Annotated in this window: 15 protein-coding genes; all 15 read right to left on the bottom strand. The window is 71.0% G+C overall.

Annotated features, from left to right (window positions below; genetic code table 11):
* Positions 1–2 precede the first annotated feature (2 nt).
* Complete coding sequence (locus tag KJS59_RS07075; protein ID WP_213451499.1) at positions 3–788, bottom strand: IclR family transcriptional regulator; 786 nt, start codon at positions 786–788, stop codon at positions 3–5.
* A gap of 225 nt (positions 789–1,013) precedes the next feature.
* Positions 1,014–2,075: a polyprenyl synthetase family protein gene (locus tag KJS59_RS07070; protein ID WP_213451498.1), complete on the bottom strand. Its 1,062-nt coding sequence runs from the start codon at positions 2,073–2,075 to the stop codon at positions 1,014–1,016.
* A 52-nt stretch (positions 2,076–2,127) separates the two neighbouring features.
* The gene (gene nuoN / locus KJS59_RS07065) at positions 2,128–3,660 is read right to left on the bottom strand and encodes an NADH-quinone oxidoreductase subunit NuoN (protein WP_213451497.1); all 1,533 of its coding nucleotides are present in this window, start codon (positions 3,658–3,660) and stop codon (positions 2,128–2,130) included.
* Positions 3,657–5,183 (bottom strand): NADH-quinone oxidoreductase subunit M, encoded by a 1,527-nt coding sequence (locus tag KJS59_RS07060; protein WP_213451496.1) that lies wholly within the window; start codon positions 5,181–5,183, stop codon positions 3,657–3,659. Before KJS59_RS07060 ends, nuoN begins: the two co-directional genes overlap by 4 nt.
* Positions 5,180–7,048 carry an NADH-quinone oxidoreductase subunit L gene (nuoL, locus tag KJS59_RS07055; protein ID WP_213451623.1) on the bottom strand — a complete coding sequence of 623 codons (1,869 nt, stop codon included), beginning with the start codon at positions 7,046–7,048 and terminating at the stop codon, positions 5,180–5,182. Before nuoL ends, KJS59_RS07060 begins: the two co-directional genes overlap by 4 nt.
* A gap of 61 nt (positions 7,049–7,109) precedes the next feature.
* Entirely contained in the window at positions 7,110–7,415 is a 306-nt protein-coding gene (nuoK, locus tag KJS59_RS07050) for an NADH-quinone oxidoreductase subunit NuoK (protein ID WP_249713940.1), read from the bottom strand.
* A complete protein-coding gene (locus tag KJS59_RS07045) occupies positions 7,412–8,170 on the bottom strand; it encodes an NADH-quinone oxidoreductase subunit J (RefSeq protein ID WP_283775751.1) in 759 nt (252 codons plus the stop codon). The genes nuoK and KJS59_RS07045 overlap by 4 nt, the downstream gene beginning before the upstream one ends.
* 11 nt (positions 8,171–8,181) lie before the next feature.
* Complete coding sequence (gene nuoI, locus KJS59_RS07040) at positions 8,182–8,772, bottom strand: NADH-quinone oxidoreductase subunit NuoI (RefSeq protein ID WP_213451494.1); 591 nt, start codon at positions 8,770–8,772, stop codon at positions 8,182–8,184.
* A gap of 1 nt (position 8,773) precedes the next feature.
* Complete coding sequence (nuoH, locus tag KJS59_RS07035) at positions 8,774–10,153, bottom strand: NADH-quinone oxidoreductase subunit NuoH (RefSeq protein ID WP_213451493.1); 1,380 nt, start codon at positions 10,151–10,153, stop codon at positions 8,774–8,776.
* The gene (locus KJS59_RS07030; RefSeq protein ID WP_213451492.1) at positions 10,150–12,663 is read right to left on the bottom strand and encodes an NADH-quinone oxidoreductase subunit G; all 2,514 of its coding nucleotides are present in this window, start codon (positions 12,661–12,663) and stop codon (positions 10,150–10,152) included. Before KJS59_RS07030 ends, nuoH begins: the two co-directional genes overlap by 4 nt.
* On the bottom strand, positions 12,663–13,979 hold the full coding sequence (gene nuoF / locus KJS59_RS07025; protein ID WP_213451621.1) for an NADH-quinone oxidoreductase subunit NuoF: 1,317 nt from the start codon (positions 13,977–13,979) through the stop codon (positions 12,663–12,665). The genes KJS59_RS07030 and nuoF overlap by 1 nt, the downstream gene beginning before the upstream one ends.
* 11 nt (positions 13,980–13,990) lie before the next feature.
* Positions 13,991–14,812 (bottom strand): NADH-quinone oxidoreductase subunit NuoE, encoded by an 822-nt coding sequence (gene nuoE / locus KJS59_RS07020; protein WP_213451491.1) that lies wholly within the window; start codon positions 14,810–14,812, stop codon positions 13,991–13,993.
* Positions 14,812–16,137 carry an NADH-quinone oxidoreductase subunit D gene (locus KJS59_RS07015; protein WP_213451490.1) on the bottom strand — a complete coding sequence of 442 codons (1,326 nt, stop codon included), beginning with the start codon at positions 16,135–16,137 and terminating at the stop codon, positions 14,812–14,814. The genes nuoE and KJS59_RS07015 overlap by 1 nt, the downstream gene beginning before the upstream one ends.
* Entirely contained in the window at positions 16,134–16,829 is a 696-nt protein-coding gene (locus tag KJS59_RS07010) for an NADH-quinone oxidoreductase subunit C (RefSeq protein WP_249713951.1), read from the bottom strand. The genes KJS59_RS07015 and KJS59_RS07010 overlap by 4 nt, the downstream gene beginning before the upstream one ends.
* Before the next feature lie 89 nt (positions 16,830–16,918).
* Positions 16,919–17,593, bottom strand: a complete 675-nt coding sequence (locus KJS59_RS07005; protein WP_213451488.1) for a NuoB/complex I 20 kDa subunit family protein — start codon at positions 17,591–17,593, stop codon at positions 16,919–16,921.

The following is a 17,593-nucleotide window of genomic DNA, read 5'->3' as shown; positions in this document are numbered from 1 at the left end:
GCTCAGGCGGGGTCGGCCTCCAGCACGTCGGCCAGCCCGCGCGCGGTCGAGAGCAGCTTCGACCGGATCACCCGCGCGGAGGCCATCAGGTCGGCGGCCGGCATCGAGCAGGCCAGCACGACGCGGCGCTCCAGATCCCGGTCGGGGATCACGACCACGGCGGCGCACGCGACCCCGGGGCGGTACTGCCCCACCTCGATCTGCATGCCGCGCCGGTCGCCGGCGAGCAGGTCGGCCTCCAGCGCCTCGGGCGAGACCAGCGTCGCGGGGGTGAACTGCCGCATCCCCCACTCCTTCAGGTACCGGAACCGCTGGTCGGGTGTGAGGGTGGCCAGCAGCGCCTTGCCCATGGCGGTGGCGTGGGCGCCCTCGTCGAAGCCGGGGGCGAACTCCTCCTGGTACGGGGAGCGGGGCCCGTCGGCGGAGGCGCTGACCGCCACCCGGGTGCCGACGAAGCGGCCCAGGTAGTGGGTGTAGCCGGTGTCGGCGGCGGCCCGGCGCAGGGTCTCCCCCACGGCGGCCGGGCCACGGAAGGCGACGACGAGTTCCCGGTACCGGTCGGCGATCTCCAGGCCGACCACGTAGGTACCGTCCTCCCGGCGGATCACGTAGCCCTCGTAGGCGAGCGTGCGGACCAGGTGGTAGGTCGTCGCCACGGTCAGCTCGCAGCGCCGGGCGATCTGCTTCACGGTCAACCCCCGCGGCGCCCTACCCACCGCCTCCAGCACACGCAGCGCGCGGGACACGCTGCGGATGAGATCAGAAGGTTCCGCCAGGGGGTCGCGCACCACCGCACCTCCGCCACCATGGACTTACACCATATGAAAAAGCTCCGGTGCGGGAAAAGGCCCTCGACCCGGGAGCCGGAAGGCGATGCCACGCACCGTACGCACATCGCTACAACTCTATTCGTCGATCACGCTTCGCGCATCACCCTATTTCGGGCCATTTCGCGCGCACGAGCACGAGAAATCGAACGAACCTCGTATAACTGGCGCGTGGCGGGGTAAATGTCAGCTCGTACGGTCGACGATGAAGTCACACAGCGACTCCAGCGCGACACGGGCCGGCCGCTGCGGCAGCGGCGCCAGCCGGGCACGGGCGTTCTCCGCGTACGAGCGGACCGTCTCCCGGGCCCGCTTCAACGCCGGCGACTCCCGCAGCAGGCCCAGCGCCTCCGCGTGCAGGGCGTCGTCGGTGATCGGCCCGGCCGACAGGATCTCCCGCAGCCGGGTGGACGCGGCATCCGCATCGTCGGCCGCCAACGCGTACAGCACGGGCAGCGTCAGCACACCCTCGCGCAGGTCGGTGCCGGGCGTCTTGCCGGACTGGTACGACTCGGAGGCGATGTCGAGCAGATCGTCGGAGAGCTGGAACGCCACGCCGATCGCCTCGCCGTACGCCGCCAGGCGCTCCACCTGCTCCGGGTTGGCTCCGCCGAACATGGCGCCGAACCGGGCGGACGTGGCGATCAGCGAGCCGGTCTTCTCCGCGATGACCCGCAGGTAGTGGGTGATCGGGTCGGCGCCGTCCCGCGGGCCGACCGTCTCGGCGATCTGGCCCTGCACCAGCCGGGCGAACGTGCGGGCCTGGATACGGACCGCATCGGCACCCAGGTCAGCGGCGACATCGGCGGCCCGGGCGAACAGGTAGTCACCGACCAGGATGGCCACCGAGTTGGTCCAGCGGGAGTTGGCGCTCGGGGCGCCCCGGCGCACGGGCGCCTCATCCATCACGTCGTCGTGGTACAGGGTGGCCAGGTGGGTCAGCTCCACCACCACGGCGGCCGGGACCACCATCGACGCCATCGGGTCGCCGAAATGCGCCCCCAGCGCCACCAGCAGCGGGCGGAACCGCTTGCCGCCCGCCTCAGCCAGGTGCCGGGCCGCCTCGGTGACGAACGGGTCGGCGCTGGTGACCGCGGTTAGCAACTCGCCCTCGACCCGGTTCAGCACGGTGGTGATGGTGCTCGTCAACTCCGGGTCGGCGAACTCCACGCCGATCGCGGTCAGCGCCCCCAGATCGAACCCACCGGGCTGCACGGCGCTCAGGCTCCCCACCACGCACCCAACCATGCCACAGCGCCGCGACCAGGTGTGGGCCGGGGGCGGCGCTGCGGCACGTCGGTCATCTGACGAAGTCGCCGGCCCTCGTGGTCAGGTCCAGCAGCGGGCCGGGCAGGACGCCCAGCAGCAGCGTGACCAGCACGCCGATGACCAGCGCCGCCGAGGTGAACGCGCCGGGCACCGAGACGCTCGGGGTGCTCTCCCCCGGCTCGGACAGCCACATCATCACCACGACCCGCAGGTACGGGAAGGCCAGCAGCATGCTGGTGACCACACCGGCCACCACCAGCCACACCTGCCCGCCGCCGAAGGCCGCCCCGAAGACCGCGAACTTGCTGGTGAAGCCGCTGGTCAACGGGATGCCGGCGAAGGCCAGCAGCAGGAAGGTGAACACCCCGGCGAACAGCGGCGAGCGACGCCCCAGCCCGGCCCAGCGGGACAGGTGGGTGGCCTCGCCGTCCGCGTCCCGGACCAGGGTCACCACGGCGAACGCGGCGATCACCGTAAAGCCGTACGCCACCAGGTAGAACAGGGTGCTGGAGACGCCCTCCGGGGTCATCGCGAGCACGCCGACCAGCAGGTACCCGGCGTTGGCGATCGACGAGTACGCCAGCAGGCGCTTCATGTCGGTCTGCGTCACCGCCAAGACCGCGCCGACCAGCATCGTCAGGATCGCGATGACCCCGATGATCGGCCGGAAGTCCCAGGTGGCCCCCGGGAACCCGACGTACAGCACGCGCAGCAGCGCGCCGAACGCCGCGGTCTTGGTGCACGCCGCCATCAGGCTGGTGATCGGGGTCGGCGCACCCTGGTACACGTCCGGGGTCCAGACGTGGAACGGCGCGGCGGCCGCCTTGAACAGCAGGCCGATCGCCAGCAGGGCCAGGCCGGCGAACAGCAGCACCCCGCTGCCGGTGCCGGCGGTGACCGCCTGGTGGATGCGGGAGAAGGTGATCGCCCCGGCGTACCCGTAGATCAGCGCGATGCCGAACAGGAAGAACGCGGACGCGTACGCGCCAAGCAGGAAGTACTTCAGCGCCGCCTCCTGGCTGAGCAGCCGGCGCCGCCGGGCCAGCGCGCAGAGCAGGTACAGCGGCAGCGAGAAGACCTCCAGCGCGACGAACATCGTCAGCAGGTCGTTCGCGGCGACGAACAGCAGCATGCCGGCCAGGGCGAACATCACCAGGGGGTACGCCTCGGTGGCGCCGCCCTCGCCGGCGGCCTGGGAGCGGTCCGCCTCGGAGCCGACCGGGCGGGCCGGCTGGGCGACGAACGGGCCGCCGGGCTCCAGCGAGCGCTCCGCGATCAGCAGCAGCGCGACCACCCCGAGCACGATGATCGCGCCCTGGAGGAACAGCGCCGGGCCGTCGATCGCGATCGCCTCGCCGGCGGTGCGCTTGCGGGTACCCGCCTCGGCGATGACGAACACCAGCGCCGCCACCAGCCCCAGCAGCCCCAGCGGCACCTGGACCAGGCCGCGCCGGGCGCGCGGGACCGCCGCCTCGACCAGCACGCCGAGGCACGCGACGCCGAACAGGATCAGCATGGGCGCCAGCGCCGCGTAGTCGATCGCGGGCAGCTTCAGGTCGTTCATCGAGCAGCCTCCGTGGTGCCGGCGGCCGGCGCCGGGTCGGACGCGCCGACGTCGGCCATGGTGGCCTTGACGGCGGGGTTGATGACGTCGGTGACCGGCTTCGGGTAGAAGCCGAGCAGCACGATCAGCGCGATCAGCGGCGCGACGACGACCTTCTCGCGCAGCGACATGTCGTGGCGCATGCCCTCGTTGCTGGCCAGCGCCGGGTTCACCGTGCCCTGGGTGGTGCGCTGGATCATCCACAGCACGTACCCGGCGGCCAGGATGATGCCGCTGGTGGCGATCACCGCGACGGTCTTGTTCACCGTGAACGAGCCGAGCAGCACCAGGAACTCGGAGACGAACGGCGCGGTGCCCGGCAGCGCCAGGGACGCCAGGCCGGCGAAGAGCAGCACGCCGGCCAGCAGCGGCAGCAGCTTCCCGGCCCCGCCGAAGTCGCTGACCAGGGCCGAGTTGCGCCGGGCGACGAACATGCCGACGACCAGGAACAGCAGGCCGGTGGCCAGACCGTGGTTGACCATGTAGAGCACCGCGCCGGTGCCGGCCTGGGTGGTGAACGCGAAGATGCCCACCCCGATGAAGCCGAAGTGCGCGATCGAGGTGTACGAGACCAGCCGCTTGAGGTCGTTCTGGCCGACCGCCAGCAGGGCGGCGTAGATGATGCCGATGACCGCCAGGGTCAGCGCCAGCGGCGCGAAGTACCGCGACGCCTCGGGAAACAGCGGCAGGCAGTACCGCAGGATGCCGAACGTGCCGACCTTGTCCAGCACGCCGACGAGGATCGCCGCGGCACCGGCCGGCGCCGCGCCGCCGGCGTCCGGCAGCCAGGTGTGGAACGGGAAGAACGGCGCCTTGATCGCGAACGCGGCGAAGAAACCGAGGAACAGCCAGCGCTCCGCCCCGGTGGAGAAGTTGGCGTCGACCAGCGCCTGCCAGTCGAAGGTGTGACCGCCCAGCACCCACAGGCCGATCACCGCGGCCAGCATGAACAGGCCGCCGACCAGCGAGTACAGGAAGAACTTCACCGCCGCGTACTGGCGCTTGCCGCCGCCGTAGCTGCCGATGAGGAAGTACATCGGCACGAGCATGACCTCGAAGAACACGTAGAACAGGAAGACGTCCGCGGCGGCGAACACCCCGAACATCGTGCTCTGCAGGGCCAGCAGCAGGGCGAAGTACACCGGCACGTTGCGCTTGCCGCGCTCGGCGTCGTGCCAGGAGGCGAGGATCACCAGCGGCATCAGCACCGCGATCAGCATGAGCATGACCAGCGCGATGCCGTCGGCCGCGAAGGTGAACCGCACGCCCCAGTTCGGGATCCACGGGTACGACTCGCGGAACTGGAACCGGTCGCCGCCGGCCTGGTACGCGATCCACATCGCCACGGACAGCGCCAGCACCGCCACCGACCAGCCGAGCGCGACCTGCTTGGCCAGCGCCGGCCTGGTCCGGGGCAGCAGCGCCACGACGACCGCGCCGACCAGCGGCGCCACCGTCAGAACCGAGAGGAACGGAAAATTCATGCGAACCACCCGTACTGAACCGCGAGGAACGCGGCCACGACCAGCAGCGCACCCGTGAGCATGGACATCGCGTAGGAGCGGACGAAGCCGGTCTGGAGCCGGCGCAACCGGCCCGAACCGCCGCCCACCGAGGCGGCGATCCCGTTGACCGCGCCATCGATGCCCTTGCCGTCCAGGAAGACCAGGGCGCGGGTGAGGAAGATGCCGGGCTTCTCGAACACCGCCTCGTTGAACGCGTCGATGTAGAGGTTCTTGCGCGCGGCGGTGACCAGCGCACCGGCGGGCTGCGGCGCGGTCGCCGTGCCGTCCCGGAACAGCAGGTACGCCAGGCCCGCGCCGATCAGGGTCACCGCGATGGCCAGGATCGTGATGGCGCTGTGCGCGAGGACCGCCTCGCCCCGCACCTCGTGGCCGAGGACCGGGGTGAGCCACTTCGGCACCGGACCGACCATCAGGCCACCGGCGGCGACCGAGCCGACCGCCAGCAGAACCAGCGGAATCGTCATGATCGGCGGCGACTCGTGCGGGTGTTCGATGTCGTCCGTCCACCGCTTCGGCCCGTGGAAGGTCAGCATGAACAGCCGGGTCATGTAGAAGGCGGTGAGCCCGGCGCCGAGCAGCGCCGCGATGCCGAACAGCCAGGCCGTCCAGTCCTTGCGCTCGAACGCCGCCACGATGATCGGCTCCTTGGAGAAGAAGCCGGACAGCGGCGGGAGGCCGATGATCGCCAGCCAGGCCAGGCCGAAGGTGACCCAGGTGATCTTCATGTACTTCCACAGCCCGCCGAACCGGCGGATGTCCACCTGGTCGCGCATGCCGTGCATGACCGAGCCGGCGCCGAGGAACAGCCCGGCCTTGAAGAAGCCGTGCGCCAGCAGGTGGACGATCGCCAGCGCGTACGCCGCGCCGCCGAGGCCGACGCCGAGGAACATGTAGCCGATCTGGCTGACCGTGGACCAGGCGAGCACCCGCTTGATGTCGTCCTTGGCGCAGCCGATGATCGCGCCGATCAGCAGCGTGAGCGCGCCGACGCTGACCACGACCAACTGGAGCGTGCTGTTCGCGGTGAAGATGAAGTTGGACCGGGCGATCAGGTAGACGCCGCCGGTCACCATCGTGGCGGCGTGGATCAGCGCGGAGACCGGGGTCGGGCCCTCCATCGCGTCCGGCAACCAGGCGGTCAGCGGGAACTGGCCGCTCTTACCGGTCGCGCCGAGCAGCAGCAGCAGGCCCAGCATCAGGGTGACGCCCGAGCTGAGCGTGTGCACCTGGTTGGCGACGCCGTCGAAGTTCACCGTGCCGAGCTGGGCGAACAGCAGGAAGATCGCGATGACGAAGGCGGCGTCGCCGACCCGGTTCATCAGGAACGCCTTCTTGCCCGCGGTCGCCGCCGACGGCCGGACGTACCAGAACGAGATGAGCAGGTAGCTGGCGAGACCCACGCCCTCCCAGCCGAGGAACGTCATCACGTAGTTGTTGCCGAGCACCAGCACCAGCATCGCGGCGACGAAGAGGTTGAAGTACCCGAAGAACCGGCGCCGGCCCTCGTCGTGCTCCATGTAGCCGACCGCGTACACGTGGATCAGGAAGCCCACGCCGGTGATCAGCAGCACGAAGACGGCGGAGAGCGGGTCGAACAGCAGGCCGAAGTCGACCCTGAACGAGCCGGCCGAGATGAACTCCCACAGGTTCAGCTGCACGGCGCGGTTCTCCTGCCCGCGCAGCGCGAAGAAGGAGAGCAGGCCGAGCACGAACGCGGCGCCGACGCTCAGGCAGCCGAGCCAGTGCCCCCACCGGTCGGCGCGGCGGCCGAGCAGCAGCAGGACGGCCGCGCTGACCGCCGGCAGCGCCACCAGCAGCCACATGCCGCTCAGCAGGCCGGTGGCCGGCGCGAACTGCACAGTGTGTTCCACGGGTCAGGCCCCTTTAGTACTTCAGGAGGTTGGAATCGTCAACGCTGGCCGAGCGCCGCGTCCGGAAGATCGACATGATGATGGCCAGGCCGACGACGACCTCGGCGGCGGCCACCACCATCACGAAGAACGCGATGATCTGGCCGTCCAGCGTGCCGTTGATCCGGCTGAACGTGACCAGCGCCAGGTTCGCCGCGTTGAGCATCAACTCGACGCACATGAACAGCACGATCGCGTTGCGGCGGATCAGCACCCCGACCGCGCCGATGGTGAACAGCGCCGCGGCCAGCAGCAGGTACCACTCGGGGGTCAGCGTCATCGGTCCGTACCCTTCGGTGCGGTCTCGGAACTGGTCAGCTCCCGCGGCGGCAGGATCTCCGGGATGCTCCGTGCGGCAAGCGTGCCGTCTGGCAGGAGGCCGGCCGTGGCGACCGAGTCCGAGGTGGCGTACACGCCCGGACCGGCCTTCGGCGCCGGGTAGTTGCCGGGGGCGAACCGGGCCCGCATCTGCTCCGGCTGGGTCGGCCGCTCGCCCTTGCGCCGCTCGATGTGGGCCAGCAGCATCGCGCCGACCGCAGCCGTGATCAGCAACGCGGAGGTGACCTCGAACGCGAACACGTACCTGGTGAACAGCAGACTGGCCAGGCCCTGCACGTTGCCGCCGTGGGCGCTGTTCGCCTCGGCCAGCCCCTTGGCGGTCGTGCCGGCCAGCGCCCGGCCCAGGCCGACGCAGACCAGGCCGGCGAAGCCGACGCCGAGCAGGATCGCCGCGACCCGCTGCCCGCGCAGCGTCTCGATCAGCGAGTCGGACGCGTCCCGCCCGACCAGCATCAGCACGAACAGGAACAGCATCATGATCGCGCCGGTGTAGACGATGATCTGCGCGACGCCGAGGAACGGCCCGGACTGGACGATGTAGAACACGCCCAGGCAGAGCATGGTGAGCACCAGGAACAGCGCGGAGTGCACCGCGTTGCGGGCGGCGACCATGCCCAGGGCGCCGACCAGGGCGAGGATGCCGAGCGGGATGAACACCCACATCTCGCCGGTCGACATCGGGGTGGCGGCGAGCACGGCGGCGGGGGTCACGACAGCTCCCCGGCGCTGCCCGAGCCGTCCGCGGTGTGCTGCTGCGACCAGGGCGCCCGCTCGGCGCCGGCCGACGTGCCGGGGTTGGTCAGGGCCCCCACGTAGTAGTCCTTCTCGCTGTCGCCCAGCCGCATCGGGTGCGGCGGGTGCTCCATGCCCGGCAGCAGCGGCGCGAGCAGCTGCTCCTTCGTGAAGATCAGATCCCGCCGGTTGTCCCGGGCCAGCTCGTACTCGTTGCTCATCGTCAGCGAGCGGGTCGGGCACGCCTCGATACACAGCCCGCAGAAGATGCAGCGGGCGTAGTTGATCTGGTAGACCGAGGCGTACCGCTCGCCCGGCGAGAACCGCTGCTCGTCGGTGTTGTCGCCGCCCTGCACGTAGATCGCGTCCGCCGGGCAGGCCCAGGCGCACAGCTCGCAGCCGATGCACTTCTCCAGGCCGTCCGGGTGCCGGTTCAGGATGTGCCGCCCGTGGTAGCGCGGCGCCGTCTTCGGCTGTTCGAACGGGTAGTCGGTGGTGACCACCTTGCGGAACAGGTGGGAGAAGGTGACGCCGAAGCCCTTCACCGAGTCGGTGACCGCGCCCACGTCACACCTCCTTGCGGGTCTCGTCGGAGTCGTTCGAAGTTTCGGTGCCGCCGACGTTCGCCGGCTGCCGCTCGGCCACCGCCCGGCGGGCCCGTGGGCTGGGCGGGACGACCAGGTCCATCGGCGGCAGCGGGAAGCTGCCGGCCGGCCGGGCCGCCACCTGCTCCTCCAGCGACGGCGTCGGCTGCGCCTTGCGGGACGGCCACAGCAGGGCGACCAGCAGCGCCGCGACCACCACGCCGGCCACGATCAGCCAGCGGTTGCGGCTGGTCAGCTCGCTGCCCTGGAACACCTTCACGCCGGCCAGCAACACGATCCAGGCCAGGTTCAGCGGCAGCAGGACCTTCCAGCCCAGCCGCATGAACTGGTCGTACCGCAGCCGGGGCAGCGTGGCCCGGACCCAGACGAACACGAACAGCAGCAGCACGACCTTGCCGAGGAACCACAGCAGCGGCCACCACCCGGAGTTCGCCCCGGACCAGAGCGTGATCGGCCAGGGTGCCCGCCAGCCGCCGAGGAACAGCGTCACCATGATCGAGGACATCGAGACCATGGCGACGTACTCGGAGAGCATGTAGAGCAGGAACTTGATCGAGCTGTACTCGGTCATGTACCCCGCGACCAGTTCGCTCTCCGCCTCGGGCAGGTCGAACGGCGCCCGGTTGGTCTCGCCGAACGCCGACACCAGGAAGATCAGGAAGCTGGGGATCAGCAGGAGGCCGTACCAGCCCGGCACGTACAGGTCGAACCCGCCGATCGAGGCGAACTTCGAACCGCCCGCCTGGCTGGCCACGATCCCGCTGGTGGACATCGTGCCGGCGGTCATGAACACGGCCACGATGGACAGGCCCATGGCGACCTCGTACGAGATCATCTGAGCGGTCGAGCGGAGGCCGCCGAGCAACGGGTACGTCGAGCCGGAGGCCCAGCCGCCGAGCACGATCCCGTAGATGCCCAGGGACGAGCAGGCCAGCACGATCAGCACGGCGACCGGCACATCGGTGACCTGCAACGCGGTCCGGTGCCCGAAGATGCTCACCAGCGGGCCGAACGGGATGACCGACAGCGCGGTCAGCGCCATGATCGCCGAGACCGTCGGGGCGAAGAAGAACACCACCTTGTCCGCGGTACGCGGCAGCACGTCCTCCTTCAGCATCCCCTTGACGCCGTCGATCAGCGTCTGGAGCAGGCCGAACGGGCCGACCTGGTTCGGGCCGGGGCGGACCGCCATCCGGGCCACCACGCGGCGCTCGAACCAGACGCCGAGCACGGTCAGGCCCATGCCGAACGCGAAGGCGACGACGATCTTGATGAGGATCAGCCACCACGGGTCGTGGCCGAAGTCCTCAAGTCGGGGATCCTGCGCGAGATACGCGGTCACCGGGAACCTCCACTTGCCAGGATCGGCCCCGCCGGCGCACCGGCGGAGACCTTCACGACCGCGCCGGCGGTCACGCCGAGGGTGCGGCGCACCGTCGCGCCCGGCGAGTTCGTCGGCACCCAGACCACGCCGTCCGGCAGCTCGGTGATCGCCGCCGGCAGGGTCAGCGCGCCCCGCTCGGTGCCGACGGTCACCGGGTCGCCCTCGGCGACGCCGAGCCGCTCGGCCAGCACCTTGCCCAGCCGGACCACCGGAACCCGGGCCGTGCCGGCCAGGTACTCGTCGCCCTCCAGCAGGCGGCTCAGGTCGATCAGGTGGTGCCAGGTGGCCAGCACCGCCTCGCCGTCGCCCGGACGGGCCGCGCCGATGCCCGACACCCGCGGGGGCTCGATACGATCCGCCCGGGTCGCGGGCAGGCCGCCCAGCTCCCGCCGGACCGCGTTGACGTCGCCGGTGCCCAGCGCCACGCCGAGCTGGGCGGCGATCGCGTCCAGCACCCGGGCGTCGGTCATCGCGGTCGTGGTCAGGACCCGGTCGAAGGTGCGCAGCCGGCCCTCCCAGTCCACGAAGCTGCCGGCCTTCTCGACCACCGGGGCGACGGGGAACACCACGTCCGCCCGGCGGCTCACCGCGCTGCGACGCACCTCCAGCGAGACCAGGAAGCCGACGTTGTCCAGGGCCTGCTCGGCCAGGCGGGGGTCGGCCAGGTCGGCCGGGTCCACGCCGGCGACCACCAGGGCGCCCAGCCGGCCGACGGCCGCGTCCGCGACCATCTGGTCGGTGCTGCGGCCCGGACGGCTCGGGATGATCCCGGCCTCGAGGTCCCAGATCCCGGCCAGCTCGGCGCGGGCCGTCGCCTCGATCACCGGGCGGCCGCCCGGCAACAGGTTCGGCAGGCAGCCGGCGTCGACCGCCCCCCGGTCGCCCGCGCGCCGCGGCACCCAGGCCAGCTTCGCGCCGGTCCGGGCGGCCAGCTCCGCCGCGGCCGAGAGCCCACCGGGGACGGTCGCCAGCCGCTCGCCGACGATCAGCAGCGCACCCGGCGCGCGCAGCGTCTCGGCCACCCGCGGATCGTCGCGCAGCAGGTCGGCCTCCCCACCCGGGACCGCCTCGACCAGGGCCGCGTCCAGCTTGGTGAAGCCGCGGCTGAGGAACGGGGCGACCGCGGTCACCGCGAACCCGCCCTTGCGGTACGCCTTGCGCAGCCGCAGGAACAGGATCGGGCACTCCTCCTCGGGCTCCAGCCCGACGACCACCGCGGCCGACGCGGCATCGACGTCCGCGTACGTCACGTCGGTGCCGCCGACGACGGTGGAGCCGAGGAAGTCCGCCTCCTCGTTCGACAGCGGGCGGGCCCGGAAGTCGATGTCGTTGGTGCGCAGCGCGACCCGGGCGAACTTGGCGTAGGCGTACGCGTCCTCAACGGTCAGCCGGCCGCCGGTCAGCACGCCCACGCCGTAGGCGCCGTCCCGGGCGTTGCGCAGCCCCTCGGCCGCCATCTCCAGCGCCTCGGACCAGGACGCCTCGTGCAGCTCGCCGTCCTCCCGCCGGACCATTGGGTTGGTGATCCGGTCGGACGCGGTGGCGTACCGGAAGCCCCAGCGCCCCTTGTCGCAGTTCCACTCCTCGTTCACCGCCGGGTCGTCGCCGGCCAGCCGGCGCATGACCTTGCCCCGGCGGTGGTCGGTGCGCTGGGCGCACCCGGCCGAGCAGTGCTCGCAGACGCTCGGCGAGGAGACCAGGTCGAACGGGCGGGCGCGGAACCGGTACTGGGTGCCGGTCAGCGCGCCCACCGGGCAGATCTGCACCGTGTTGCCGGAGAAGTACGAGTTGAAGGGCTCGTCGCCCGGCTCGGCCGTCTCCTGCTCGTACCCGGGCTCGTCGATCGCCGAGCGCGGGTGGTCGCCGCTGAACGCGTCGTCCCGGTACACGCCGATCTGCTCGGCCGCGGAGCGGTCCATCAGGTCGATGAACCGGTCGCCGGCGATCTCGTCCGAGAACCGGGTGCAGCGCTGGCACAGCACGCAGCGCTCCCGGTCCAGCAGCACCTGCGTCGAGATGGCGACGGGCTTGGGGTACTCCCGCTTGTGGTCGTGGAAGCGGGTGTCCGTCCGCCCCGTCGACATCGCCTGGTTCTGCAGCGGGCACTCGCCGCCCTTGTCGCACATCGGGCAGTCGAGCGGGTGGTTGATCAGCAGCAGCTCCATGATGCCGGCCTGCGCCTTCTTGGCGACCGGCGAGGTGAGCTGCGTCTTGACCACCATTCCGTCGGCCACCGTCTGGGTGCACGAGGCGACCGGCTTGCGCTGCCCCTCCACCTCGACCAGGCACTGCCGGCAGGCGCCGGCCGGCGCCAGCAGCGGGTGGTCGCAGAACCGCGGGATCTCGATGCCGAGCTGCTCGGCGACCCGGATCAGCAGCGCACCCTTGGGCGCGGTCACCTCCACCCCGTCGATCGTGAGGGTGACCGTCTCGACGCCGTTGGAACCAGCCTTGACAACGTCCGCCATCAGTGCGCTCCCACCAGGGCCTTGTCCGACAGCTTGGGCGCCGTCCGGCCCTCGATGTAGTCCAGGTAGTCCTGCTTGAAGTACTTGAGCGAGGAGGTCACCGGGCTGGTCGCGCCGTCACCCAGGCCGCAGAACGCCCGGCCGAGGATGTTGTCGCAGGTGTCCAGCAGGGTGTCCAGGTCCTCGTACGTGCCCTGGCCGGAGAGGATCCGCCGGTAGACCCGCACCATCCAGTAGTTGCCCTCGCGGCACGGGGTGCACTTGCCACACGACTCGTGGTAGTAGAACTCCAGCCACCGGTACGTCGCGTACACCGGGCAGTCCTGGTCGGAGAAGATCTGCGTGGCCGTGGTGCCGAGGATGCTCCCGGCGGCGGCGACGCCCTCGAAGTCCAGCGGCACGTCCAGGTGCTCGGCCGTCAGCAGCGGCGTCGACGAGCCGCCCGGCGTCCAGAACCGCAGGCTGTGCCCCGGCTGCATCCCGCCGGCCAGCTCGATCAGCTCGCGCAGCGTGATGCCCAGCGAGCACTCGTACTGGCCGGGGTTGGCGATCCGGCCGGACAGCGAGTAGATCATCGGGCCGGAGGACTTCTCGGTGCCCATCGTCTTCCACCAGGCGGCGCCGCCTAGCACGATGTACGGCACGCTGGAGATCGTCCCGACGTTGTTGACCACGGTCGGCGAGGCGTAGAGGCCGTGCGTGGCCGGGAACGGCGGGCGCAGCCGCGGCTGGCCGCGGAAGCCCTCCAGCGAGTCCAGCAGCGCCGTCTCCTCGCCGCAGATGTAGGCGCCGGCGCCGCTGTGCACCACCAGGTCGAGGTCGAAGCCCGACCCCAGGATGTTCCGGCCGAGGTACCCGGCGGCGTACGCCTCCTTCACCGCGTTGCGCAGCCGGCGTGCCGCGTGCACCGCCTCGCCCCGGATGTAGATGTACGCCCGGTCGGCCCGGATCGCGTACGCGGCGATGATCACGCCCTCGACCAGCGAGTGCGGGTCGTGCATCATCAGCGGCAGATCCTTGCAGGTGCCCGGCTCGCCCTCGTCGGCGTTGACCACCAGGTAGTGCGGCTTGCCGTCGTTCTGCGGGATGAAGCCCCACTTCAGGCCGGTCGGGAAGCCGGCGCCGCCGCGGCCGCGCAGGCCGGAGTCCTTGATGAGCTGGATCAGCGCGTCCGGGTGCGCCGCGAGCGCCTTGCGCAGCGCCGCGTACCCGTCCAGCCGCTCGTACACGTCGATCCGCCAGGCGTCCGGCGACAGCCAGCGCTTGGTGAGCACCGGGGTGAGCTTCTCCAGCACCTCCCGCCGGGGGACGGTCACAGCGGTCGCGCTCACTTGGCCTCCTTGAGGTTGCGCTGCCGCGGCTCGCTCGGCTGCCCGGACGGCGAGGCGTCCCGGGCCGGCTCGTTGCTGGCCACGCCGGCCGCCGTCGCCGCGCCGGCGTTGGCCTTCTCCGGCCCGGCCGGCCGCTCGGCGGGCTTGCCGATCGGGGTGCCGGGGTCGAAGCCGGCGACGGTGATGCCGTTCTCCTGGGCCAACCGCACGCCGCGCAGGGTCGACGCGCCGGGCGGGCCGTCCGCGACCGCGCCCTCGCGCTCGTCGGCGAACCCGGCGAGCTGGAGCGACATCTCCTTCAGCGTGCAGAGCCGGGCGCCCCGGGTCGGCTGCGGGCGCTCGCCCGCGCGCAGCCGCTCCACGAGGTTCAGGGCGATGTCCGGGTCCACGTTGTCGAAGAAGTCGTAGTTCACGGTCATGACCGGCCCGTAGTCGCACGCCGCCAGGCACTCGGCGTGCTCCAGCGTGATCGTGCCGTCCTCGGTGGTCTCGTCGTGACCCACGCCCAGGTGCTCGCTCAGCGCGTCGTAGACCGCCTGGCCGCCCAGCACGTTGCACATCGTGTTGGTGCACACGCTGACCAGCCAGTCGCCGGTGGGCTTGCGCTTGTACATCGTGTAGAAGGTGGCCACGGCGCTCACCTGCGCCTTGGTCAGCCCGAGCTGTTCGGCGCAGAACTGCACGCCGGCCGGGGTCACGTGCCCCTCCTCGGACTGCACCAGGTGCAGCAGCGGCAGCAGCGCCGACCGCTCCCGACCCGCCGGGTAGCGCGCAATGATCTCCCGCGCCCGCGCGTGGGTCGCCTCACTAAAGCCCATTACCGATCACACCCACCCATCACGGGGTCCAGCGATGCGCCGCCGGCGATCACGTCGGCGATCAGGCCGCCCTCGGCCATCGCCGGGAGCGACTGCAGGTTGATGAAGCTCGGCTCCCGGTAGTGCACCCGGTACGGCCGGGTGCCGCCGTCCGAGACCGCGTGCACGCCCAGCTCGCCGCGCGGCGCCTCGATACCCACGTACACCTGGCCCGGCGGGACCCGGAAGCCCTCGGTGACCAGCTTGAAGTGGTGGATCAGCGACTCCATCGACTGACCCATGATCTTCGCGACGTGCTCCAGCGAGTTGCCCATGCCGTCCACGCCGATCGCGAGCTGCGCCGGCCAGGCGATCTTCCGGTCGGCCACCATGATGGGGCCGGGGCGCAGCCGCTCCAGGCACTGCTCGACGATCTTCATGGACTCGCGGATCTCGGCCATCCGCACCTCGTACCGGCCCCACACGTCGCCGGTCTGGGCGGTCGGCACCTCGAAGTCGTAGGTCTCGTAGCCGCAGTACGGCATGGTCTTGCGCAGGTCCCAGGCGAGGCCGGCCGAGCGCAGCACCGGGCCGGTGATGCCCAGCGCCACGCAGCCGGTGACGTCCAGCACCGCGACGTCCTTGGTCCGCTCCTGCCAGATCGGCTGGCCGGAGAGCAGATCCTCGTACTCCTTGAGCTTCTTCGGCATCATCGCCAGGAACTCGCGGATCTTGACGATCGCCTCGTCCGGCACGTCCTGCGCGACGCCGCCGGGGCGCACGTAGGCGTGGTTCATCCGCAGCCCGGTGATCATCTCGAAGATCTCGAGGACGTACTCGCGCTCCCGGAAGCCGTACAGCATCATCGAGATCGCGCCGAGCTCCATGCCCGTGGTGGCCAGCCACACCAGGTGGGACGAGATCCGGTTCAGCTCCATCATGAGCACCCGGATCGTGGTGGCCCGCTCGGTGACCTGGTCCTCGATGCCGAGCAGCTTCTCCACCGCGAGGCTGTACGCCGTCTCGTTGAAGATCGGTGCGAGGTAGTCCATCCGGGTCACGAACGTGCTGCCCTGCACCCAGTTGCGGAACTCGAGGTTCTTCTCGATGCCGGTGTGCAGGTACCCGACGACCAGCCGGGCCTCGGTGACGGTCTCGCCCTCCAGCTCGAGGACCAGCCGCAGCACGCCGTGCGTGGACGGGTGCTGCGGACCCATGTTCACGACGATCCGCTCGTCGTGCCCATAGTCGACACCGCTGACCACCTCGTCCCAGTCCCCACCGGTGACGGTGAAGACCTTGCCCTCGGTGGTCTCGCGCTCGGTCGCGTAGCCAGGAGTGGTCACTGGTAGCTCCTTCGGCGGTCGGGCGGGGGAATTTCAGCGCCCTTGTACTCGACCGGCACGCCGCCGAGCGGGTAGTCCTTGCGCTGGGGGTGCCCCTCCCAGTCGTCCGGCATCAGGATCCGGGTCAGGTTGGGGTGGCCGGTGAAGACGGTCCCGAACATGTCGTACGTCTCCCGCTCCTGCCAGTCGGCGGTCGGGTAGACGCTCGTCACGCTCGGCAGTTCCGGGCGCTCGACGGACACCGCGCACTCCAGCCGGATCCGCCGCCGGTAGGTCATCGAGGTCAGGTGGTAGACGACGTGCAGCCGGCGCTCGTCGCCGCCCAGGTAGTCCGCGCCGGAGACCGAGGAGCACAGCTCGAACCGCAGGGATTCGTCGTCCCGCAGCACCTGGCAGACCTCGGCGATCTTCTCCGGGTGGATGTGCAGGGTCAGCTCGCCCCGGTACACCACGACCTTCTCGATCGCGTCGTGCAGCCCGGGGTACGCCTCCTCCAGCGCGTCGTACACCTCGTCGAAGTAGCCGCCGTACGGGCGGGGGCTGCCGATCACCTGCGGCCGCCGCCGGACCAGCCCGCCGAAGCCGGACGTGTCGCCGGAGCCGTGGATGCCGAACATGCCCCGCCCGGCCGGGGACGACGGCGGCAACTCCGCCGGCGCCCCGCTGGTCGCGCCGATCGGCGGGCCCGGCAGCGGTACGCCGCCGCCCGGGTCCTCGCTGGGCCGGTTCGGCTCGACGCCGCTGTCGCGGTTGCCGTCCGAGCCGCTGCCGTTGGGCGTGCTCACCAGCGCCCCCCTCCCTGCAGGTGCCGCTGCGCTTCCATCCACTTCTCGATCCGCAACTGCTCCTCGCGGCCCTCCTTCACGGCCTGCTCCCACTCGACCCGCTTCGCCTTGTCCGAGCGGTACGACGAGGGCATGGCCCCGGGGGCGACGGCGGGCAGCTTGCCGGCGGCCGCGCGGGCCTCCAGCATCCTGCGCCCACCCGCGCCGAGCGGCTGGTACAGGATCTTCTCGCGCAGCTTGAGGATCGCGTCGATGAGCATCTCCGGCCGCGGCGGGCAGCCCGGCAGGTACATGTCCACCGGCACCACGTGATCGACGCCCTGGACGATCGCGTAGTTGTTGAACATGCCGCCGGACGAGGCACACACGCCCATCGAGAGCACCCACTTGGGCTCGCTCATCTGGTCGTAGATCTGGCGCAGCACCGGGGCCATCTTCTGGCTGACCCGGCCGGCCACGATCATCAGGTCGGCCTGCCGGGGCGAGGCGCGGAACACCTCCATGCCCCAGCGGCCCAGGTCGTAGTGCGGCGCGCCGGCCGCCATCATCTCGATCGCGCAGCAGGCGAGGCCGAAGGTGGCGCCCCAGGTCGACGACTTGCGCGACCAGTTGACCAGCCGCTCCACGGTGGTGAGCAGGACCCCGCTCGGGAGCTTCTCCTCGATTCCCAT

The organism is Rhizomonospora bruguierae (assembly GCF_018397995.1).
Lineage (GTDB): Bacteria > Actinomycetota > Actinomycetes > Mycobacteriales > Micromonosporaceae > Rhizomonospora > Rhizomonospora bruguierae.
This window is presented reverse-complemented; position numbering and strand designations above follow the sequence as displayed.